General features: G+C 63.3%; 21 protein-coding genes. 4 read left to right on the top strand and 17 right to left on the bottom strand.

The window, feature by feature from the left end; all coding sequences use genetic code 11:
- The first annotated feature begins 2 nt into the window (after positions 1-2).
- Positions 3-1,175 (top strand): glycogen synthase, encoded by a 1,173-nt coding sequence (gene glgA, locus YH3_RS21375; protein WP_064444029.1) that lies wholly within the window; start codon positions 3-5, stop codon positions 1,173-1,175.
- 6 nt (positions 1,176-1,181) lie between these two features.
- Here the strand turns inward: glgA and YH3_RS21370 are convergent, their stop codons facing one another.
- The 10 genes from YH3_RS21370 to dapE all read right to left on the bottom strand — a co-directional run bounded on the left by YH3_RS21370 (position 1,182) and on the right by dapE (position 9,631).
- On the bottom strand, positions 1,182-2,021 hold the full coding sequence (locus tag YH3_RS21370) for a putative RNA methyltransferase (protein ID WP_058228132.1): 840 nt from the start codon (positions 2,019-2,021) through the stop codon (positions 1,182-1,184).
- 117 nt (positions 2,022-2,138) lie between these two features.
- The gene (locus tag YH3_RS34725) at positions 2,139-2,306 is read right to left on the bottom strand and encodes a DUF3117 domain-containing protein (RefSeq protein ID WP_003945169.1); all 168 of its coding nucleotides are present in this window, start codon (positions 2,304-2,306) and stop codon (positions 2,139-2,141) included.
- Positions 2,307-2,457: 151 nt separating this feature from the next.
- Positions 2,458-3,027: a DNA-3-methyladenine glycosylase I gene (locus YH3_RS21365; RefSeq protein ID WP_003945189.1), complete on the bottom strand. Its 570-nt coding sequence runs from the start codon at positions 3,025-3,027 to the stop codon at positions 2,458-2,460.
- A complete protein-coding gene (locus tag YH3_RS21360; protein WP_003945181.1) occupies positions 3,027-3,404 on the bottom strand; it encodes a DivIVA domain-containing protein in 378 nt (125 codons plus the stop codon). Before YH3_RS21360 ends, YH3_RS21365 begins: the two co-directional genes overlap by 1 nt.
- Positions 3,405-3,436: 32 nt before the next feature.
- A complete protein-coding gene (locus YH3_RS21355; RefSeq protein ID WP_003945188.1) occupies positions 3,437-4,378 on the bottom strand; it encodes a glucosyl-3-phosphoglycerate synthase in 942 nt (313 codons plus the stop codon).
- A complete protein-coding gene (folP, locus tag YH3_RS21350) occupies positions 4,375-5,274 on the bottom strand; it encodes a dihydropteroate synthase (RefSeq protein ID WP_050656816.1) in 900 nt (299 codons plus the stop codon). The genes YH3_RS21355 and folP overlap by 4 nt, the downstream gene beginning before the upstream one ends.
- A gap of 30 nt (positions 5,275-5,304) precedes the next feature.
- A complete protein-coding gene (locus tag YH3_RS21345; RefSeq protein ID WP_064444028.1) occupies positions 5,305-7,077 on the bottom strand; it encodes a long-chain-acyl-CoA synthetase in 1,773 nt (590 codons plus the stop codon).
- A gap of 112 nt (positions 7,078-7,189) precedes the next feature.
- Positions 7,190-7,747, bottom strand: coding sequence for a TIGR00730 family Rossman fold protein (locus YH3_RS21340; protein WP_003945191.1), 558 nt, complete (start codon positions 7,745-7,747; stop codon positions 7,190-7,192).
- Positions 7,741-8,544: a TIGR00730 family Rossman fold protein gene (locus tag YH3_RS21335; RefSeq protein ID WP_003945176.1), complete on the bottom strand. Its 804-nt coding sequence runs from the start codon at positions 8,542-8,544 to the stop codon at positions 7,741-7,743. The genes YH3_RS21340 and YH3_RS21335 overlap by 7 nt, the downstream gene beginning before the upstream one ends.
- Before the next feature lie 16 nt (positions 8,545-8,560).
- Positions 8,561-9,631: a succinyl-diaminopimelate desuccinylase gene (dapE, locus tag YH3_RS21330; RefSeq protein WP_172403543.1), complete on the bottom strand. Its 1,071-nt coding sequence runs from the start codon at positions 9,629-9,631 to the stop codon at positions 8,561-8,563.
- Between the two features lie 49 nt (positions 9,632-9,680).
- Between dapE and dapD the strand changes: the two genes are divergently transcribed.
- Together dapD and YH3_RS21320 are read left to right on the top strand one after the other, a co-directional pair.
- A complete protein-coding gene (gene dapD, locus YH3_RS21325) occupies positions 9,681-10,634 on the top strand; it encodes a 2,3,4,5-tetrahydropyridine-2,6-dicarboxylate N-succinyltransferase (RefSeq protein WP_019749368.1) in 954 nt (317 codons plus the stop codon).
- Positions 10,634-12,016, top strand: coding sequence for an amino acid permease (locus tag YH3_RS21320; RefSeq protein ID WP_003945184.1), 1,383 nt, complete (start codon positions 10,634-10,636; stop codon positions 12,014-12,016). The genes dapD and YH3_RS21320 overlap by 1 nt, the downstream gene beginning before the upstream one ends.
- Positions 12,017-12,025: 9 nt before the next feature.
- Here the strand turns inward: YH3_RS21320 and YH3_RS21315 are convergent, their stop codons facing one another.
- Together YH3_RS21315 and YH3_RS21310 are read right to left on the bottom strand one after the other, a co-directional pair.
- Complete coding sequence (locus tag YH3_RS21315; protein WP_030536948.1) at positions 12,026-12,784, bottom strand: ABC transporter permease; 759 nt, start codon at positions 12,782-12,784, stop codon at positions 12,026-12,028.
- Positions 12,784-13,773 carry an ABC transporter ATP-binding protein gene (locus YH3_RS21310; RefSeq protein ID WP_064444026.1) on the bottom strand — a complete coding sequence of 330 codons (990 nt, stop codon included), beginning with the start codon at positions 13,771-13,773 and terminating at the stop codon, positions 12,784-12,786. Before YH3_RS21310 ends, YH3_RS21315 begins: the two co-directional genes overlap by 1 nt.
- A 211-nt stretch (positions 13,774-13,984) precedes the next feature.
- Here YH3_RS21310 and YH3_RS21305 point away from each other — a divergent pair, with 211 nt between their 5' ends.
- Complete coding sequence (locus YH3_RS21305; RefSeq protein WP_230691683.1) at positions 13,985-15,205, top strand: HNH endonuclease signature motif containing protein; 1,221 nt, start codon at positions 13,985-13,987, stop codon at positions 15,203-15,205.
- Here the strand turns inward: YH3_RS21305 and YH3_RS21300 are convergent.
- From YH3_RS21300 to fdxA, 5 genes are all read right to left on the bottom strand, one after another.
- The gene (locus YH3_RS21300) at positions 15,202-16,803 is read right to left on the bottom strand and encodes a VWA domain-containing protein (RefSeq protein WP_030536216.1); all 1,602 of its coding nucleotides are present in this window, start codon (positions 16,801-16,803) and stop codon (positions 15,202-15,204) included. The two genes, YH3_RS21305 and YH3_RS21300, sit on opposite strands and share 4 nt — an antisense overlap.
- Before the next feature lie 213 nt (positions 16,804-17,016).
- Complete coding sequence (locus YH3_RS21295) at positions 17,017-18,429, bottom strand: acyl-CoA synthetase (RefSeq protein ID WP_030536217.1); 1,413 nt, start codon at positions 18,427-18,429, stop codon at positions 17,017-17,019.
- Between the two features lie 12 nt (positions 18,430-18,441).
- Entirely contained in the window at positions 18,442-19,122 is a 681-nt protein-coding gene (locus YH3_RS21290; protein WP_030536218.1) for a hypothetical protein, read from the bottom strand.
- Positions 19,123-19,186: 64 nt separating this feature from the next.
- Complete coding sequence (gene dapC, locus YH3_RS21285) at positions 19,187-20,290, bottom strand: succinyldiaminopimelate transaminase (RefSeq protein WP_030536219.1); 1,104 nt, start codon at positions 20,288-20,290, stop codon at positions 19,187-19,189.
- Between the two features lie 5 nt (positions 20,291-20,295).
- Positions 20,296-20,619, bottom strand: coding sequence for a ferredoxin (gene fdxA / locus YH3_RS21280; RefSeq protein WP_003945248.1), 324 nt, complete (start codon positions 20,617-20,619; stop codon positions 20,296-20,298).
- Between the last annotated feature and the right edge of the window lie 125 nt (positions 20,620-20,744).

The raw sequence follows: 20,744 nt of genomic DNA, 5'->3' as shown, positions 1-20,744 counted from the left end.
GCGTGCGAGTCGCGATGATGACCAAGGAATACCCGCCGGAGATCTACGGCGGCGCAGGAGTACACGTAACCGAGCTCGTCGCTCAGATGAAACGGCTGTGCGAGGTCGACGTGCACTGCATGGGCGCCCCGCGCGAAGGCGCGATCGTCCACTCTCCCGACCCCGCTCTCGCCGGATCCAACCCGGCCCTGACGACGCTCTCCACCGAACTGCGCATGGCGGACGCCGCGGCCGGTGTCGACATCGTCCACTCCCACACCTGGTACACCGGACTGGCCGGGCATCTCGCGTCGGCTCTCTACAACGTGCCGCACATCCTCACCGCGCACTCACTCGAGCCCAGACGCCCGTGGAAGGCCGAACAGCTAGGCGGCGGCTATCGGATCTCGTCGTGGTCCGAACGCAACGCCGTCGAGCACGCAGACGCGATCATCGCCGTCAGTTCCGGTATGCGACTCGACGTCCTCGACGCGTATCCCGCTGTCGATCCGAGTCGCGTTCACGTAGTGCGCAACGGAATCGACACCGAGGTATGGCATCCCGGGGGATCTGCGCCGGGAGCACAGTCCGCACTCGCGTCGATCGGCGTCGACCCGGCAAAACCCATCGTGGCCTTTGTCGGACGCATCACGAGGCAGAAGGGCGTCGGGCACCTCGTCGCGGCAGCCCACCACTTCGACCCGGAGATTCAGCTCGTGCTGTGCGCCGGCGCTCCCGATACGCCGGAGATCGCCGCCGAGACGGAGAAGGCGGTGGCCGAACTCGCCCGGCACCGGGGCAATGTCTACTGGGTGCGCGAGATGCTCCCGACCGAGCAGATCAGGGAAATACTCTCGGCAGCAACGGTATTCGTCTGCCCTTCGGTGTACGAACCCCTCGGGATCGTCAATCTCGAAGCCATGGCGTGTGAGACCGCCGTGGTCGCTTCCGACGTCGGCGGCATCCCCGAGGTGGTCGCCGACGGCGTCACCGGTCGACTCGTGCACTACAACGCCTACGAGCCGAACGCGTTCGAGGAATCGCTCGCGGCCACCGTCAATGCCGTTGTCGCCGACCGAGAAGGCGCCGACGCGATGGGTCGTGCGGGCAGGATCCGTGCGATCGACGAGTTCTCCTGGGCCGAAATCGCCAAGCAGACGCTCGAGGTCTACGCGGACGCCGTCACGAGACGCTGATCCGCGTCAGATCTTGCGATAGGTCGAGACCGTCGCCGACGCGGTGACGGTACTCGGCTGCGGCAGCTTCTCCACGGCGGCAGCCAGATCGGCGGGCGTCAGGTGTCTCGCCGACGGTCCCATCCCCACCAAGTCGAGGACGTCCTGGTGTGAGAGTGACATCGTGAACTCGACCTCGTCGCTACTCACACGCTCGAAGTATCCGGCCATCGACGATTCGAGACGTTCCACTTTGCGGTCGTCGACCCGGACCATCGCGAGAATGTCGATCAGCTCGCGCAGATGCCTGTCGGTGGGCGTCAGGACCACCAGAGCGCCGTCTTCGGCGAGAACTCGATGGGACTGCGGACCGTTACGAGGAGCGAACACACAGAGCACATGAGAGAGCGCTCCGCCGCGAATGGGCAGTGGTTGCCAGACGTCTGCGACGATCGAACCGATTCTTTCGTGGACCTTCGCGGCACGCCGGGCCGCGAACTTGGACACGTCCAAGGCTATCGCCCGAGAATCAGGCAGCGAATCCACGACGTGTGCGAGGTATTGTCCTGTGCCTGCGCCGATTTCGACGATCCGCGCGGGATCCGACCCCGCCGTCGTCGCGCAGGCCCGGGTGACGGCATCCATCAGCGGGCCGAAGTGGCCGGCGCCGAGCAATCGTGCACGCGCGGCAATCATCTCGGCACTGTCGCCGGTGAACTTCGTGGCACCGCCACTGATCAGGCTCACGTAACCCTGACGAGCGATATCGAATCGATGTCCGCGGTCGCACTCGGCGGCGCCGTCCACCAATTCCAGATCAGCAGCACACTGCGGGCAGGACAGAAGATCGATCACGGCGGCAAGCATTGATCCGTCCTTTCGGCTACCGGCGGTGCGCACACACTTCAGGCCCCGTACCGAAACGGATACGGAGCCTGCGTGCAATCACGTGCTGTTGTTCGTACTGCTACAACCTGGACCCGACTAGCTGGTGACGTTCGTGAGTTCCACACCGAGCGCTGCAGCTTCATCCGGGGTCAGCTCGACGACGAGGCGTCCGCCACCCTCGAGTGGAACCCGCATGACGATTCCTCGTCCCTCTTTGGTTGCTTCGAGGGGACCGTCCCCGGTCCGGGGCTTCATGGCCGCCATCCTCTGCTCCCTCCAGATCTGCGCTGCATTGCTCTGCGCCTCGACTAACGGTGCGCCCCGCCAACAATCAGCGAGGCTCGTACCCTCCATTGTTCCCTATGGATGCGGGAACCGGGAATCTGAGTCACATTTAGGGGTGTTCAGTCGACCGTCACACCTGCGCCGGAACCCAGCAATCAGCCACGTGATCATCGACCATTCCGGTGGCCTGCATGAGCGCATAAGCCGTGGTAGGACCCACAAACTTGAACCCGCGCCGCTTGAGTTCCTTAGCCATGGCAGTCGACTCGGGAGTGACCGCGGGAACCTCTGCAATTGATGTCAGTCTTCTGGTGCGTCGAGGCGGCGAGAACGACCAGAGTAACGAATCGAGGTCCAGATCGGGCGAATTCACGAGCACTCGGGCGTTGGAAATCGTCGCCTCGATCTTCGCGCGATTGCGGACGATCGCGGCATCGGAGAGCAATCTCTCGACATCCGCAACTCCGTACGCTGCGACCTTGTCCGGATCGAACCCGTCGAAGGCTTCGCGGAACGCCTCGCGTTTGCGCAGAATCGTGATCCACGAAAGTCCCGATTGGAATGCTTCGAGGGCGAGTCGTTCGAACAGTTCGTCGCGCCCGTGCAGCGGACGCCCCCACTCCTCGTCGTGATAGTCGCGGTAGAGCGTGTCGCCGGGCGTCTCGACCACCCAGCCGCACCGAACGAGTCCGTCGGCCATCAGCCCTGGGAATCCTTCGATTCGGATACGGTCTCAGGCTCCTCCTGCGATGCTTCGGCCTTGGCCGGAGCATCCGCTTTCACCAGGACCTCAGACCGCTCGTCACGGCCCAGTTGTGCACGCAGAGAATCGATTTCCAACCCGAGGCGATGCAGGGCCCAATCCACTTCACTCGCTTTGTAGCCACGCAGCACCTGCTGAAAACGCAGCGCGTCGACATCCGCCCCGGTGACGTCCTCTGCCGGGAGTACGGTCGCCGTCGTGCCAGGAGGCAGCGGCGGCAGCTCTTCCGAGCGCCCGAACACAGCGCTGGCGGCGAGGAAGATCATCGCGCCGACCAGAGCCATGACAATCAGGTACAGGAGGATCGTCATCATGGACCGATACTCCCATACCCGAGTGTGAGCGGTCAGACCCCCGCGGTGCGCACTATCGAATTCATCGGGGGTCGATCGAGTAGCGAAACCTCGGTGGTCTCGGGCACGAAAGAATCGCCGTCGACCAGGAATTGGGTCAACCCGGCACCCGAATCCTCGATCCCGCACCGCCTGAGCATCGTTCCGATGATCTGCCGGCTCATCACGCCGAGGTCGGCGAGCGGCCGGTTGCGATGCTTGCGCACGCCGAGATTGACCTGACCGATCGCCGCCAGCCCCAACGTGTCGTACGTGTCGAGCAGCAAACCGATCTCGACGCCGTAGCCGGGCGCGAACGGGACAGCGGACAGCAGCTCACGGGTGCCCGCGTATTCACCGCCAAGCGGTTGCAGTACCGACGTGAGTTCCGGCCGCAGCGCGGCCAACATGGGCCGCGCAACCAATTCCGTGACTCGCCCGCCGCCGTTGGCATCCTCCGTGCCGCTCACGCGCAGCGGACGGCGGTAGTAGCCCTTCACCAGATGGATGCCGTCAACCGTGAGCAGTGGCCCCAGCAGTTTGGGCACGAACGCCGGATCGGGATTGATGAGATCGGAGTCGACGAATGCGATCAGATCACCGGTCGTTGCGGCGACCGAACGCCAGAGCACCTCACCTTTGCCCGCAGTCGGCGGGATGGACGGGACCGCGCTCTCACGACTGATCACCGTTGCTCCAGCAGCGCGAGCACGCTCGGCGGTTCTGTCGGTCGAACCGGAATCGAGAACGATCAACTCGTCGACCAGGCCACCGAGCAACGGATGAATGGTGTCGACCACCGCGGCAACGGTGTCCTCTTCGTTGAGTGCGGGCAACACCACCGAGACGGTTCGGCCACCCTTCGCCCGTTCGAGCTCGGCGACCGTCCAACTCGGATGGTCCCAACTGTTGGCGTCTGCCCATACGCGGGTCGGGCCCGCACCGGTGATGCTCATGCCAGACCTCGAACCGTACGTACCGGGGCACGGCGTCCCTGGATCGCGGCCACCATGTCGACGACTCGACGGGTGGACGCCACCTCGTGAACACGGAACACCCGGGCGCCGCCCGCCGCGGCCATTGCTGTCGCTGCCAATGTTCCCTCCAACCTCTCGGAAAGCTCCACACCAAGAGTCTCCCCGATGAAGTCCTTATTACTCAGCGCCATCAGCACTGGCCACCCGGTGTTTACAAGAACGTCCACTTTCCGCAACAACTCGAGCCCGTGAAAGGTGTTCTTACCGAAATCGTGGGTGGGATCGATCAGGATCGCGTCACGCGGAACCCCGAGTGCCAGGGCGCGCTCTGCCGCCGACACGACCTCGGTGACCACATCTGCGACGACGTCGTCGTAGCGGACACGATGCGGGCGGGTGCGCGGAACCGCGCCACCCGTGTGCGAGCAGACGATCCCGGCACCAGTCTCGGCAGCAACCAGGACGAGGTCGGGATCCGCACCCGCCCACGTGTCGTTGATCAGGTCGGCGCCTTCGACGCGTGCCAACCGCGCGACGCCGCTCCGCCAGGTGTCGACGCTGATGATCAGCTCGGGGTACTTGGCTCTGATCGCGGCGACGAACGGAACGACTCGCCTGACCTCTTCGTCGGCGTCGACGAGGTCACCGGGCCCAGCTTTCACTCCCCCGATGTCCACCAGATCGGCGCCCTCGTCGACGGCCCTGTCGACGGCAGCCATCGCTGCCGAATCCGAGAACGTCGCGCCTTGGTCGTAGAAGGAATCGGGAGTGCGGTTGACGATGGCCATCACCAGTGCACGGTCGACCGCGACCGGACGCCCACACAGGGTGGGCGCCGGACCTGGCTGCGCGGTAGAACCGGGGAGTGAAGACATGCCACTCATACTGGCATGACGGAACTCGGTCTAGCCCTTGGGTACCGAGCCCGCCGCGACCTTTCCGACGTATTCGTCGTACGAGTCCACGTAACCACCCTCGCGGCCTTCGAGAACGTGCAGAGTGTCGGCGCCGACGTCGTAGCCCTCGTTGCGCAATTCCACCTTGCGCGACTTGAAAGTGCTGGTGTGTTCGAGTGAGTCGACGATGCGGATGAACAGCGGGACCGCGTAGTTGGGGAGCTTGCCGTATAGGTGTGCCGCGACTTCACTTCCCTCCAAGCTTTGACCGTCCCGCAGCTTGACCGCCGCCATGCCCGCGCGACCGTCGGTGCCCGGAATCTCGACGCCGTAGACAACTGCTTCCTCGACGGCCGGGTGCGAACTCAGTGCGCCCTCGACCTCCGTGGTGGCAACGTTCTCGCCCTTCCAACGGAAGGTGTCGCCGAGGCGGTCGACGAAGGCGACGTGGCCCCATCCCTGCTTGCGCACCAGGTCTCCGGTGTCGAACCAGGTGTCGTCGTCCTTGAATCCGCCGCGTACCAGTTTGCTGTTGCTCGCCGCTTCGTCGGTGTAACCGTCGAAAGGCGCCCGGTCGGTGACCTTCGACAGCAGGAGTCCGACCTGACCCGTGGAAACCTTGCGGAGTCGACCGTCGGCTCCACGCAACGCTTTTCCGGTGTCCTCGTCGAACTCCACGACGGCGTGCGGCAACGGGCAGATGCCTGCTGTCTTGTCGACGTTGAGTGCGTTGACGAACGCGATGTTGCATTCGCTCGCACCGTAGAACTCGGCGACGCGGGGTATGCCGAACCGCTGGGTGAATTCGGCCCAGATCTCAGGGCGCAGACCGTTACCCACCATCAGCCGAACAGCATTGTCGCTGTCGGTCGGCTTGACCGGCTGGTTGAGCAGATAGCGGCACAGTTCGCCGATGTAGGTGAACGCGGTCGCCTTGTTGAGTGCGATGTCGTCCCAGAACCGCGAGGCCGAGAACTGACGTCCGATCGCGATTGTCGCACCGGACGCGAGCACCGAGGACAGCGAGACCGTCAACGCGTTGTTGTGGTAGAGCGGCAGGCAGCAGTACAGGGTGTCCGAGCCGCGCAAGCGCACGCCCATCAACCCGAGCCCCGACATCGACTTCAACCAACGGAAGTGAGTCATCAAGCTGGCCTTGGGCATTCCGGTGGTGCCCGAGGTGAAGATGTAGAACGCCTTCTCCTTTGCCAGCACCTCGGCGGTGACCGCGGGGTTGGACGGATCAGCCGTCTTCGCCAGATCCGCGAGTTCGCTGACGAGAAGTTGGTTCGGTCCGCTAAATCCGGCGGGCAACGATTCGAGGGCTTCTTCGCACTCGTCGGCGACCACCAGGACCCGCGCGTCGAGGAGCGTAAGGCTGTGTGCCAGAACGTCGTCGCGCTGGTTGTAGTTCAGCATGCCCGCTGCCGCGCCGAGTTTTACCGCGGCCAAGGCGATCAACAGCGCTTCGGGAGTGTTCTTTGCCAGCACTCCGACGACGTCTCCGCGGTCGACTCCTCGACCACGGAGAACGTCCGCGTAGCGGTTCACCAGTTCGTTGGCTTCCGCGTAACTGGTCGCGTGGCCCTCGTACCGGATGAACGGGCGCGACGGGTGCGCGTGCGCGGCCTTCTGGAAGATCAACCCGATCGATTCCTTGGCCGAAGGCTTACGGGTGAGCCCGGCGGCCCCCCGCGCCAGGATCGGCACCTCGGTGATCATCGACGGCAGTTTTGCCGCCAGATCGAGCAGGCCGACGGTCGAACGGGCTTCCGAACTCATGGCTCCCCTAACACGTATCCGGCGCCCATTCGGCCGCCCAGTCTGCGGCCACCTTACTGCACGGTAATAAAGCCCGCCATGCCCCAGGTCAGGGTTTCACGCAAGCGTCTGATCAGGATTTGACGCACGCGTCGAGCGCGGCCTCGACGTCCGTCCTCACCAGCAGAGTGTCCAGCGCCTGACGCCCGACGAAGCCCGTCCCGTCGAGCTTGTTCAACCACTCGAGCAGGCCGGTGAAGTGGCCGACGGGATCGAGCATCACGACAGGTTTCTCGTGCATTCCCAGGTAGCCGGCGGTCCACGTCTCGAACAACTCTTCCAGCGTCCCGATTCCGCCGGGCAGCGTGATGAACGCGTCGGCGTGGTCTTCCATCAGCTTCTTGCGTTCGCGCATGGTGTCCGTGACGATCAGTTCGTCGGCATCGACGTCGGCAACTTCCTTGTGCACCAAGGCTTTCGGGATGACGCCGACGGTCCAGGCACCCGCCGCGCGAGCGGACTCGGCGACAGCGCCCATCATCGACACGTTGCCGCCACCCGAGACCAACTGCCATCCGCGTCGACCGATCGCGGTTCCCACCTCGGCAGCCAACGCCAGGAACGATTCGTCCACCGGACCCGACGCGCAGTAGACGCAGATCGAGTACTTCTTGTCGGAATCGGTCACCATTCTTCTTCTTTCCCCAGATCTGCGGCCTCGTCGACGCCCTTGTCGGCGTTGAGGACGATTCGTACTGCTTCTTCCACACTGTCGGTGACGTGCAGCAAGTTCACGTCACCTTCGGAAATCTTGCCGTCACGCTCGAGGGTGCCGCGGATCCAATCGACGAGTCCGGACCAGTACTCGGTACCGAACAGGACGATCGGGAAGCGCGTGACCTTGTGGGTCTGCACCAGGGTGAGTGCCTCGAACAGCTCGTCGAGTGTTCCGAAGCCACCCGGCAGGCAGATGAATGCCTGGGAGTACTTCACGAACATCGTCTTGCGTGCGAAGAAGTACCGGAAGTTGATTCCGAGATCCACCCACTCGTTGAGTCCCTGCTCGAACGGCAACTCGATGCCGAGGCCGATCGAGTACCCGCCGGCCTCGCTGCAACCGCGGTTGGCAGCTTCCATCACTCCTGGCCCACCACCGGTGATGACGGCGTACCCGGCCTCGGCCAACGCCGTTCCCAGCTCGCGCCCGGATTGGTACTCGGGATGATCGACCGTGGTGCGGGCCGAACCGAACACCGTCACCGCACGCGGGACCTCGGCGAGTGCGCCGAAACCTTCGATGAATTCGCTCTGGATACGCAGCACACGCCACGGATCGGTGTGTACCCAATCCGTGGGTCCGCGCTTGTCGAGCAAGCGCTGATCCGTCGTGGTCTTCTCGTCCTTGCGCTTGCGTCGAAGCTGAACCGGCCCGCGGTGCTTGATCGACGAGCTCTGCTTCTTCGAAGCCGAATTCTTCTCTGGTGCCATGCGGCAAGGCTAACGGTCAGGCCGACAGATACTTCCTCAGCACGGCCGCGACGTCGGTGATCTGCTGCACCGGAACGTGCTCGTCGCGCTTGTGCGCGAGGTTCGGATCACCCGGTCCGTAGTTCACGGCAGGAATGCCGAGCGCCGAGAACCTGGACACGTCGGTCCACCCGTACTTCGCACGGAACTGACCACCGGCCGCCTCGATCAGGGCGGCAGCGGACGGGTTCGCCAAGCCGGGCAGCGCGCCAGGCGAGGAGTCGGTGACCTCGAATCCGAGGCCCAGACCGTCGAACACTTCGCGCACGTGCGCCTCGGCTTGTGCCTCGCTGCGATCGGGTGCGAATCGGAAGTTGACGTCCATCTCGGCTTCGTCCGGGACGACGTTTCCGGCGACGCCACCGGAGATCCGCACCGCCGACAAGCCCTCGCGGTAGCCGCAACCGTCGATGTCGACCGAGCGCGGCTGGTAACTCGACAACCGCTCCAACGCTCCGCTGAACTTGTGAATGGCATTGTCCCCCAGCCAGGACCTGGCCGAATGGGCGCGAGTTCCCGAAGCCGTCAACCGCACCCGCATCGTGCCCTGACACCCGGCCTCGATGAAACCGGCCGTCGGCTCACCGAGAATTGCGACGTCCGCCGCGAGCCATTGCGGGATCTCGCGTTCGATCCGTCCCAGGCCGTTGTACGTTGCGGCGATCTCTTCGCAGTCGTAGAAGACGAGGGTCAGATCGTGGGCCAGGTTCTCGATGGTGGCCGCAAGGTGTAGGAAGACCGCGTCGCCCGACTTCATGTCCACGGTCCCGCAGCCGTGCAGGATGTCGCCGTCACGCCGCGAAGGAACGTTGTCCGCGATCGGCACCGTATCCAGATGTCCGGCGAGCATGACCCGACTGGGCAAACCACGCGACGTACGCGCCAACACGGCATTGCCGTTGCGGATGATCTCGAAGCCCGAAGTCTGCTCACGCAGCGCATCCTCGACAGCCTGCGCAATGACGGATTCGTCGTGCGAGACGCTGGGGATGTCGACCAGGGCGGCCGTCAAGTCGATGGGGTCCGAAGCAAGATCGAGGATGCTCACACGCACCAGCCTAGGCCGGTGCACCCACCACCCAGTAATCTCTAGTCCCGTGAGCGCACAGGGAGCAACAGCAGTAGGTATCGCCAACGTGACCGCGGACGGAACCGTCCTCGACACCTGGTTCCCGGCACCGGAGCTGGGAACATTCGACAAGACCGGTACCGAGAACGTCGAGGGAACAGATATTCCTTCCGATCTTGCACTGCTGGCAGGCACTGACGACGCTCGCGAGGTATCGCAGGTCGTCGTGCGCACCACCATCGCCGATCTCTCCAAGGCGCCGGTCGACGCACATGACGTCTACCTGCGCCTCCATCTCCTCTCGCACCGTCTAGTCGCACCCCACGGTGTCAACCTCGACGGCCAGTTCGGCCTGCTCAGCAACGTCGTGTGGACCAACTTCGGCCCGTGCGCCGTCGAAGGTTTCGAGCAGGTTCGCTCGCGTCTGCGCATCCGCGGCGTCGTGACCGTGTTCAGCGTCGACAAGTTCCCCCGCATGGTCGACTACGTCGTGCCGTCCGGAGTTCGCATCGGTGACGCGGACCGTGTCCGACTCGGTGCACACCTCGCCAGCGGAACGACCGTCATGCACGAGGGCTTCGTCAACTTCAACGCCGGCACCCTCGGCAACTCGATGGTCGAAGGCCGCATCTCCGCGGGCGTCGTCGTCGACGACGGATCCGATGTGGGCGGCGGCGCCTCGATCATGGGCACCCTCTCCGGTGGAGGCAAGGAAACGATCTCCCTCGGCAAGCGCTGCCTCCTCGGCGCAAACGCCGGCCTCGGCATTTCGCTCGGCGACGACTGCGTCCTCGAAGCGGGCCTCTACGTCACCGCCGGCACCAAGGTCACCGGCCCGGACGGAACCGTCGTCAAGGCCAAGGAACTGAGCGGCAAGTCGAACCTTCTCTTCCGTCGTAACTCGGTCTCGGGTGCCGTCGAGGTCGTGCCGTGGAAGGGCACCGGCGTCGAACTGAACGCTGCTTTGCACGCCAACGACTGATGAGTAGCACCGACGTCTCCGACGGAACAACCACTGCTCTCGGCCACGGTCTCAAGGTCCGCCATCTGACGATGATGGGCCTGGGCTCGGCCATCGGCGCCGGCCTGTTCCTCGGAACCGGCGTCGGTATCGCCAAGGCCGGGCCGGCCGTCCTGATCTCCTACATCCTTGCGGGCGCCGTCGTGGTGTTCGTGATGCGCATGCTCGGCGAGATGGGCGCCGCGATCCCGGCCAGCGGTTCCTTCTCTCACTACGCGCGCCTGGGGATCGGCGAGTGGGCCGGCTTCGTGATGGGCTGGCTCTACTGGTTCATGCTGATCATGGTGCTGGGCGCCGAGATCACCGGGGCTTCGGCGATCGTGAACGACTGGGTGCCGTCGATCCCGCAATGGGTTGTCGCCCTGGTTTTCGTGGTGTTCTTCGCCGTGGTGAACCTGGCGAAAGTCAGCAACTTCGGTGAGTTCGAGTTCTGGTTCGCCGCAATCAAAGTCACCGTCATCATCGGCTTCCTGATCATCGGTGTCCTGCTGGTGTTCGGCATCCTCCCCGATACCGACCCGGTCGGTACGAGCAATCTGTTCGGCCAGGGCGGCTTCATGCCCAACGGGCTGTCCGGCATTGCCGCAGGACTTCTCGTCGTGGCATTCGCCTTCGGTGGGATCGAGATCGTCACCATCGCCGCAGCCGAATCCGAGAATCCGGAACGCTCCATCGCCGTCGCTGTCCGGAGCGTCGTGTGGCGCATCAGCGTCTTCTACATCGGCGCCATCTCGATCATGGTTCTGGTGCTGCCCTGGAACGACCCCGAACTCGAGAGCGGCCCGTTTGTGGCCGTCCTGAACAAGGCGAACATTCCAGGCGTTGCCGGGTTCATGGAACTCGTCGTAGTGGTGGCGTTGCTTTCCGCCTTCAACGCCAACATCTACGGCACCTCTCGCATGGCGTTCTCACTTTCGCGCCGCGGCGACGGACCCGCCTTCATGGCGAAATTGTCGAGCACCGGAGTTCCGACCAATGCCGTTCTGCTGTCGGTGTTCTTCGGCTTCGTCAGCGTCCTGCTCAACTGGCTGCTCCCCGACGACCTGCTCGGCATCCTGCTCAACGCAGTCGGCGCTGCGCTGCTCGTCATCTGGATCTTCATCGTCGTCTCGCATCTGCGACTGCGAAAACAACTCGAAGCGTCGGGCAAGCTGACGGTTCGGATGTGGCTGTTCCCGTATCTGAGCTACGCGACACTCGCGATGCTCGGTGTGTTCGTCGTCCTCATGCTCTTCGACGCCGATGCCCGTGCACAGTTGATCTCGACCACCGTGTTGTTCCTCGTGATCGCGGCATTGGGTTTCCTGAACGCCCGTTGGCGTAAGCAGAATCAGCCCGTCTGATCCGTGTGCCTATGCATCCCGCCTGTTCACGACGACGATGCTGAGACCGAATACGACGAGCACGAAGAGGGCGAAGTAGATCAGGCTGCCCCAGGGTCCCCAGTGGAAATCGACGCCACCGCTGGAACCGAGAAAGTTGTTGGCGTTCATGAACGGCAGGAACGGCATGATCTTCTCGCCGATACTTCCGAACAGGTTGAAAAGATTCTCGATCAGCAAGGGCCACAACAGCAGAAGCGCGATCGCACCTGCAGACTGCCGGAGCAACGTGCCCACTCCGACTGCTAGAACTACGCAGAAGAACGCGTAGATCGGTGTTCCGTAGACGACCCGCCAGTTCTCGTCGCCGGACAGAGTCAGGAATCTTCCGGCGTCACCTGATGTGGCCTTCGTGAGGGCGAAGGCGCCGAACGACAACACGAGAGTCAGCACCGCTCCGAACCCACCGATGAGGCCCGCTTTGGCGACGAGCACCGAGGCGCGGTTCGGAACCGCCTGGAAGGTGGTGCGGATGGTCCCGAAACGATATTCGCTGGTGATCGCGAGAGCCGCCATGATCATCAGAACCAACACACCGAAGCCGGTCACTCCACTGAGTGCCCCCGAAACTGTCGGCATCATTGCACCGTTGGGGTTGCTGAGCGACGACTTGGCGCTCAGTCCGAAAACGGTAGCGAGTCCCAACCCGAGCACGATGATGATGATCGTGCACCACAGCGGCGACTTGGTCGTGGTGATCTTGATACGTTCAGCACTGAGAACAGCCATTACAGTGCACCTCGCATAGCCTGCTGCGTGTTTGCCTGCTGTGTATTTGCGTGGTGGGCACCGGCACCCGGATCGATACCGGATGCGTGGTACTGGACATCGTCCCCGGTCAACTTCATGAACGCATCCTCGAGCGACCCCTGCACAGAAGCCAACTCGTACAGCACGATCCCCTGCGAACCAGCCAACCCACCGATCACATCAGTGGTCGAATCCACCACCACCAATGCCGGGGCAACACCGGAACCGTCCTCACGCACCGTCAACCCCTGCGAGAGCAACACACTGCGCAACGCATCGAGCTGAGGACTACGCACCCGCACCGTCGACTCCGACGAACGATCCACGAACTCCGCCACCGTCGAATCCGAAATCAACCGACCCCGACCGATCACCACCAACTGCTCCGCCGTGAGCGCCATCTCCGACAGGAGGTGACTCGACACCAGCACCGTGCGGCCCTCGGCCGCCAACCGCTGCATGAACTTACGAATCCAGACGATGCCCTCCGGATCGAGACCGTTGACCGGCTCGTCGAACAACAACACCTTCGGATCCCCCAACAACGCACCCGCCAACCCCAGACGCTGCGACATACCGAGCGAGAACCCGCCGGCCTTCTTACCCGCCACCTCGGACAACCCGACCAACCCGAGCACCTCGTCGACGCGGGACTTCGGGATCCCGTTCGAAGCAGCCATCCACTGCAGATGCGCCCGCGCACTGCGATTGGGGTGCACCCACTTCGCATCCAACAACGCACCCACCGTCCGCAACGGCGTCTTGAGCTCCCGGTACGGCTTGCCCTCGATCAACGCCGCACCCGACGTCGGCTGATCCAAACCCAGGATCATCCGCATCGTCGTCGACTTACCAGCACCGTTCGGGCCCAGGAAGCCCGTCACGATGCCCGGCTTGACCGTGAACGACAAATCGTCCACCGCTTTCGTCGGTCCGTAAACCTTGGTCAATCCCCTCAGCTCGATCATGAGGACCAGTCAACCACGAAAACCGAACTGTCGGAACTTTCAGACGCCAACAGAGAAAGGCGTTGCGTCCGTTCGCTGTCGAGGCTAGTATCGAATGTATGTTCGACACTACCGGGGGGTAAAAGTGACGACGCAAGTATCTGAACAGGCCATATCCAAACAGGCGATATCCGAAGAGACCATCGGACAATTCCGGGCATCACTCGCCAGCATGGATCGATCCATCGACAACGCAGCACGCGTGGATCTTCTGCGCGCATTGGAAGAGTTGAAGGCCAGTTGCGCTGGTGCCCAGGCATTGCTGGCTGCCGATCTCGACGCGTTCACCCGCAACGACCGCGGCGAACGGGGAGTGCCGCGCGCATACCAAGGCCGTGGAATCAACGCGCAGATTGCCCTCGCACGGCGAGAGTCGGCTTGGTTCGGAACTCAGCATCTGAACCTGGCCCGCGCACTGAACGACGAGATGCCTCACACACTTCGACTACTCGTCGACGGCTCCATCAGTGAGCATCAAGCGACGATCCTCATGCGCGAGACTTCATGTCTCACCGCCCAGGATCGCGCTACATTGGATCGCGAGTTCTGCTGCGACGCTGCAATCTTGGACGGATGCGGCAACCACCAACTGACACAAAGAATCCGCGCACGCACTGCCGAAATAGACTCCGACAGTGTTGCCAGACGAGCACGCAAAGCCGTGGGAGACAGACGAGTGACGTCACGGCCTGCGCCCGACACGATGTGCTGGCTCAATGTATTTCTTCCCGTGGCCGAAGGTATCGCCGTGCACGCCACGCTCAGGCGCGACGCAGATTCCGTACTTGCCGGCGGGGACAAGCGCACCCGAGCGCAAATCATGGCTGATCTCCTGGTCGAGCGAGTTACCGGAATCGGCCGCGCCACACCGACACCCGTCACCGTGAATCTGGTTGTCTCCGACCAGTCATTGTTGGGCGAAAATTCCGACCCGGCGTACGTCCACGGGTACGGACCTGTACCAGCCGCTATTGCACGCGAATGGATCACCAAGGCCAGCGAAGACTCCGAAACGGTGGCAACGCTCCGAAAGCTCTACGCACGCCCCGATACGGGCGCACTGACCGCAATGGAATCCACGGCGAGAACCTTCCCGAAGGGGTTGGCGCGATTGATCGAACTCCGTGATCGAAGCTGCCGTACTCCGTGGTGCGACGCGCCGGTTCGCCACCGCGACCACATTCGCGATCACTCGAGGGGTGGCCTCACCAGCGCAGCCAACGGTGCCGGGTTGTGTGCGGCATGCAATTACGCGAAACAGGGCTCGGACTGGACTGCCGAACCTGTACCAGGTAACCGGCACACCTTCACCACAACGACACCTACCGGGCACCGGTATTCGTCTGAGGCTCCGCCACTTCCGGCACCCTGGACCAGTCCGGATGCGGCCTAAGTTCCTCGGTGAGCCAATGCGTTCACGAACACCTCGGAAATCTCCGAGGGGTCACGAGCGATGTACGTCGAACCGCCCGTCACGCGGGAGATATCGGCGAGCGCCGCCGCATCTGCGTCATCGGTGATGCCGATGGTGACGATGATGACCGGACGCGCCGGATCCTGCTCGCGTGCAAGTACATCGAGCAACTGTTCACGGCTGATGCTGTCAGGATCTTCGTTTGCGCCGTCGGTCAAGATGATGACGCTGTTGACTGCTCGCGGATCGTACGATTCCTGAACCTTACGGAATGCGGCCAGCGTCGTGTCGTACAAACCTGTGGCGCCACGTTTGAGTTCGGTGAGCCGGTTCGCCTGATCTGCCATCAACTTTCGTTGAGTCACACCGTCGACGATCGTGTCGTAGCGCCTGATCGGCACCAATTCCTGGAAGTCCTGGGTTCCGTTCATACCTTGGGAAAACGCCCAGAGACCGGCAGCGACGCTGTCTGGGAAGACCTGATTGCCGGCCAGAGCAGCAGCAGTGGTCAACTGCATGCGCGTCTTGCCGCCTGCCGCCGGGTAGTCCATCGACGCAGACACGTCGATCGCAACGAGTGTCCGGATCGGCTTGGCCATCAGAGCCCAAGCGCCCAGCGTTTGATCGGCCACCGACTGTTCGGACACGGTCAGTGCCGTGACGTCACCGACTCCACCTTCGACGGCTCCACCGCCGGAAGTACGGAACCCGCTGCGCGTCAGCACTTCCTCAGCAGATTCACTGTGCAACAGCTCGGCGATGGCGTCACTCTTCTTGGCTGCGGCGTAGTGCCGGTCCGGTGCCGAAGCACTGACCACCAGGGGGTAATCCATGATCATGGTTCCCGTCGCCGGTACTGTCGCGGAAATCTTCGACTCAGCCTTCGTGAACTCGACGACCTGTTGCTCGGTCGAAACACCGACCTTTCCGGAGCTGACCAATTCGGTGAGCATCTTCTGTCCTACCGGCTGATCTTCGGTACGAACACTCTCCGCTTGCGCATGGGGTACGAGTGCCGCTCGAACGGATTCGGAGGTGGCCCCGGTCTCCGCGAGAGCTCCGAGAATGGGCGCCGACGCAACCCCTGTGAACAACGGATTGCCCAACGCCAGGTCGGGAACCTGAAGCGCCGTGAGCCAACTGGCAAACTGTTCGCCACCGCCGGAGGCGAGAACGACAGGCGAGGTGGCGATCGAACCTCCCGCGGCAGCGACCGGCCCCTTGGCCGTCAATGCAGCTTTGCCGACCCACGCTGTCGAATCCGGTATCCACATGTCCGGCGCGTCCACGCCCTTACCCAGGGTTCCCGCAACGTCCCCGGGCAGCGCAGAGGTAACCGTGATCCGCGAACAGCCTGTCTGCTCCGGCGACGATTCTGCGAGGATCTCCGTGACTGCCGGCGCGATCGCAGGATCCGCTGCCAGCGAGTACTCGTCGACGCTCTCGCAGGAATCGGACTGTGTTGCCTTGAAGACCACCACCCCAGTGGCGATTACCGCGACGGCAACCAACCCACCCACTGCGTAGAACCCGATCGACCGCCCGCTGTCAGGACTCGAATGCCGTCCGCCCGCCATGAAATCTGCCCTTCCGAGGCCACTCGCACTCAGGCATACCGACGGTATGCGCGCGACTGGAACTGTCCCTACCGGGCGGTAGTGTAGCCAAGAACACAGAAATTCCAACTAGCGCTGAATCGTCGGAGAACCGGCGAGCCCACATTTCGGGACAGGCCGGCCGAATTCACGAACCTTCAAGCGTCGCAGCGACTTTTCAGCAAACTGACCTGCCTAGAGCAGCTCACGCTTCTGAACCTTGCCCATCGCGTTACGTGGCAGAGTCTCGGCAAAGCGAACCTCACGGGGACGCTTATGCGCCGACAACTCCGCCCCGACCAACTCGACCAATTCGGCTTCGGTGACCTCGGGAGTCCCGGGCTTACGGACTACGACGGCGATGATCCGTTGCCCCAGATCGGCGTCGGGGACACCGATCACCGCAACTTCGGACACCGAAGGGTGCCCGAGGATGGCGGTCTCGATCTCGCCGGCGCCGACTCTGAATCCACCGGATTTGATCAAGTCGATGGATTCGCGGCCGACGATTCGGTGGAACCCACCCTCGTCGATGACGGCGACGTCACCGGTCTTGAAGTAGCCGTCCTCCGTCCAGGACTCGGCGGTTGCGTCCGGACGGTTCAAGTAGCCGTCGAAAAGCATCGGCCCACGTACCTGTAGGCCGCCGATACTCTGGCCGTCGTGCGGCACATCGTTGCCCTTCTCGTCACGAAGACGAGTCTCGACTCCGCGCAGCGGCACGCCGACCCACCCCGGGCGTCGCTCGCCGTCGAAACGCGTGCTCAGGGTCAGCATCGTCTCACTCATGCCGTAACGCTCGATGGGCGTCAATCCTGTTCGCTCCCGCAGCTTTTCGAAGACCGGCACGGGAAGCGGCGCACTACCGGAGACCAGAAGTCGGGCACCGGACAACGCGCGGGCAGCTTCTTCGTCTTCGGCGATACGCGACCAGACGGTGGGGACACCGAAGTAGAGGGAGCCTTTGGCCCTTGCGTAGTTTTCCGGCGTCGGCTTGACGGTGTGGATCACCCGGCTGCCGATCCGGAGGGGGCCGAGGATTCCGAGAATCAGTCCGTGCACGTGGAAGAGCGGAAGCCCGTGTACGAGGGTGTCTCGCCACGTCCAGTCCCAGGCCTCGGCGAGCGCGTCGAGCCCGGCTGCGATAGCCGAGCGACTGAGCAGAACGCCCTTCGGTGGGCCGGTAGTTCCGGACGTGTACAGGACGAATGCTGTGGACTGCGGTGCCGGTTCGGGATAGCTGTGCCACGAGCGAGCGTGCAATCGGACGGGAACCACGGGCAGGCCTTCGCAGTGGTCGTCCGTTTCGCCGAGCCACGCCTGGGCACCGGAGTCACGCAGAATGTGCTCTCGCTCAGCCTTCCCCGAGTCCGGCGGGACCGGCACAACGGTGACGCCGGCAATCAACGCCCCGACGACGGCGAGAATCGTTTTTGCTGTGGGAGTTGCCAATACGGCAACCCGATCGGCCTGCGCCACTCGCTCCGCGACCGAGGTCGCGGCACCGAGAATGGCACTCCGCGAGAGAACCGTGTCACCGATCGTCACGGCGTCATCGAGGTCGTCACCGCGGGCAACAGCAAGGGGGTTCAAGGATCTCAGCAGCACCACGACAGCATCTCACAGCGCGGATGGTCGCAAACTTTCTCCTGCCCGACGCGCGTCCATCGAGTGCGGAGGGAACAGCGTCACCAGCGCAGCCCCCAAGAGCGCCCCGGAAAGCACCGCGAATCCGTGTGCGTCGTCGACCGTCACCAATGTTGCGCCGCCGACGACAATCAGGACCGTCAGAACAATCTCAGGCATTCGCGGGCGCACCAGAACGCCGATGCCCGCGGCCGCCGCTGCCAGAGCAAGCGTGGCACCGGAGTTGCCTGCGCCGGTCGACGGGAAGACTGCGGTGGTGAGCAAACCGAACAACAGTTGACCGAGCAGGAAGAGAGCCCAGCCACGTGCGGCGCCCCAGAGCCGAAACGCAAGCGGTGCAACCACGGCCAGCGTCGCGAGATTGGTGACAGTTCCTGCGGCCCCTCCGTCCTGAACGAGCACGGAGGTCAGAATGCGCCACCATTGCCCGTCACGAATCAACGCGGGATCACGACGAAACATCTCGAGCAGTCCCGGCATCGCCGCCTGCAAGATGGAAGGCACTGCAACCATCAGCCAGAGGAGAGCTGCCGAGAGTGGGAATTCTCCGAAAACTCGACGACTTTTCAACCACACGAGCATCAGTGCAACCGAGGCAGCAACGACAGCAAAAATCAGTACCGCGTCCAAGCCGCCGGTCCCTGAGGTGGTCACAGCGCGACCTTACATCGGACCGATACCGACATCAGGGAACCTGACACCCGCGAAAGCACACGGTTCAGGCGGAGAGGCGCTTTGCTGCCGCGGCGATTCGTTCGTCTGTTGCGGTGAGAGCGATCCGAACGTGCTTTCTCCCGCTCGGTCCGTAGAACTCACCGGGGGCAACGAGGATCCCACGATCGGCGAACCAACTGACCGTCGCTCGACATTCCTCGCCGCGCGTCGCCCAGAGGTACAGACCTGCCTCGGAATTGTCGACGGTGAATCCGGCGCCTCGAACAGCTTCGATCAACACACTACGACGCTCGCGGTACCGCTCGCGCTGGATGTTCTCGTGTTGGTCGTCGCCCAAGGCTGCGGTCATCGCCGCCTGGATCGGTAGCGGCAGGATCATGCCCGCATGCTTGCGCACCTCGAGCAGTTCCGACACCAGAGCCGGATCACCGGTGACGAACCCGGCGCGATAGCTCGCGAGATTGGACGTCTTCGAAAGTGAGTGGACCGCAAGCAAACCGGTCAGATCACCGTCGTTGACACGAGGATCGAGAATGGAGAGCGCATCGGCTTCCCACGTCAATCCGAGGTAGCACTCGTCGGAGACGACGATGGCGCCGCGCTCGCGCGCCCAGGCCACGACCTTCTGCAAGTGCTCGAGGCCGAGCACCTTGCCGGTGGGATTCGAGGGCGAGTTCACGAAGATCATCGCCGCCGACTCGGGACCGAGCTTGTTCAAGCCGTCGGCGCGCAGGACACGAGCACCTGCCAGTTTCGCTGCGACCTCGTACGTCGGGTACGCCAACTCCGGAATGACCACCAGATCGCCGGCTCCGAGACCGAGCAATTTCGGCAGCCACGCGATCATTTCCTTGGTACCGATGGCCGGCAGCACCGCTGCCGGATCGACGTCGGGAATGTTGTAGCGGCGATCCAGTGACTCCGCCACGGCCTCGCGAAGCGCGAGCGTGCCATGAGTCGTCGGGTATCCGGGCACCTCGGCAACAGAGGCCAGAGCCTCCTGAATCACCGGGTCCACCGGATCCACCGGCGTCCCCACGGACAGGTTCACGATGCCGTCGGGATGAGAGTGCGCCTTCGCCGTGACATCGGCGAGCGAATCCCACGGAAAATCAGGAAGCCCAGCGGCCACCGGAGTACGAGACAAGATCTCTATTCCTCACCCATGGGAGGCAGCGCCTTGATGAACGGCGTGTCGTAGTCGACCTTGCCGAGCTTGGCCGCTCCACCCGGTGAGCCGAGATCGTCGAAGAAATCGACGTTGGTGCTGATGTACGCGTTCCACTGGTCCGGGACGTCGTCTTCGTAGAAGATGGCTTCGACGGGACAGACAGGCTCACACGCGCCGCAGTCGACACACTCGTCGGGGTGGATGTAAAGCATGCGTCCACCCTCGTAGATGCAGTCGACAGGGCATTCTTCGATGCACGCCTTGTCCATCACATCTACACACGGTTCAGCAATCGTGTAGGTCACTGCCGATCTCCCTGCCTTCCTGTCGTGCATCGCCGCCGCAACACGCAGTTGCAAGGGGCCGAAAATCCGATACGACTCTCACGTACCGCGGGAACAGCCTATTATCCCCCTGCCGACCGACTCTG

The organism is Rhodococcus sp. YH3-3 (assembly GCF_001653035.1).
GTDB classification, from domain to species: domain Bacteria; phylum Actinomycetota; class Actinomycetes; order Mycobacteriales; family Mycobacteriaceae; genus Rhodococcus_F; species Rhodococcus_F qingshengii.
Note: the sequence above shows the minus strand (reverse complement) of the source record. Positions and strands in the feature narration are given on the sequence as shown.

Bases quoted from the DNA above. Each gene is read 5' to 3' on its own strand.
- YH3_RS21300 (WP_030536216.1), bottom strand. From the start codon at position 16,803: ATGGCGGGCGGACGGCATTCGAGTCCTGACAGCGGGCGGTCGATCGGG.
- YH3_RS21345 (WP_064444028.1), bottom strand. From the start codon at position 7,077: ATGAGTTCGGAAGCCCGTTCGACCGTCGGCCTGCTCGATCTGGCGGCA.
- YH3_RS34725 (WP_003945169.1), bottom strand. From the start codon at position 2,306: ATGGCGGCCATGAAGCCCCGGACCGGGGACGGTCCCCTCGAAGCAACC.
- YH3_RS21305 (WP_230691683.1), top strand. From the start codon at position 13,985: ATGGATCGATCCATCGACAACGCAGCACGCGTGGATCTTCTGCGCGCA.
- YH3_RS21360 (WP_003945181.1), bottom strand. From the start codon at position 3,404: ATGATGACGATCCTCCTGTACCTGATTGTCATGGCTCTGGTCGGCGCG.
- YH3_RS21335 (WP_003945176.1), bottom strand. From the start codon at position 8,544: ATGGCACCAGAGAAGAATTCGGCTTCGAAGAAGCAGAGCTCGTCGATC.
- YH3_RS21315 (WP_030536948.1), bottom strand. From the start codon at position 12,784: ATGGCTGTTCTCAGTGCTGAACGTATCAAGATCACCACGACCAAGTCG.
- YH3_RS21320 (WP_003945184.1), top strand. From the start codon at position 10,634: ATGAGTAGCACCGACGTCTCCGACGGAACAACCACTGCTCTCGGCCAC.
- folP (WP_050656816.1), bottom strand. From the start codon at position 5,274: ATGTCTTCACTCCCCGGTTCTACCGCGCAGCCAGGTCCGGCGCCCACC.
- YH3_RS21355 (WP_003945188.1), bottom strand. From the start codon at position 4,378: ATGAGCATCACCGGTGCGGGCCCGACCCGCGTATGGGCAGACGCCAAC.
- YH3_RS21310 (WP_064444026.1), bottom strand. From the start codon at position 13,773: ATGATCGAGCTGAGGGGATTGACCAAGGTTTACGGACCGACGAAAGCG.
- YH3_RS21370 (WP_058228132.1), bottom strand. From the start codon at position 2,021: ATGCTTGCCGCCGTGATCGATCTTCTGTCCTGCCCGCAGTGTGCTGCT.
- YH3_RS21365 (WP_003945189.1), bottom strand. From the start codon at position 3,027: ATGGCCGACGGACTCGTTCGGTGCGGCTGGGTGGTCGAGACGCCCGGC.
- YH3_RS21340 (WP_003945191.1), bottom strand. From the start codon at position 7,747: ATGGTGACCGATTCCGACAAGAAGTACTCGATCTGCGTCTACTGCGCG.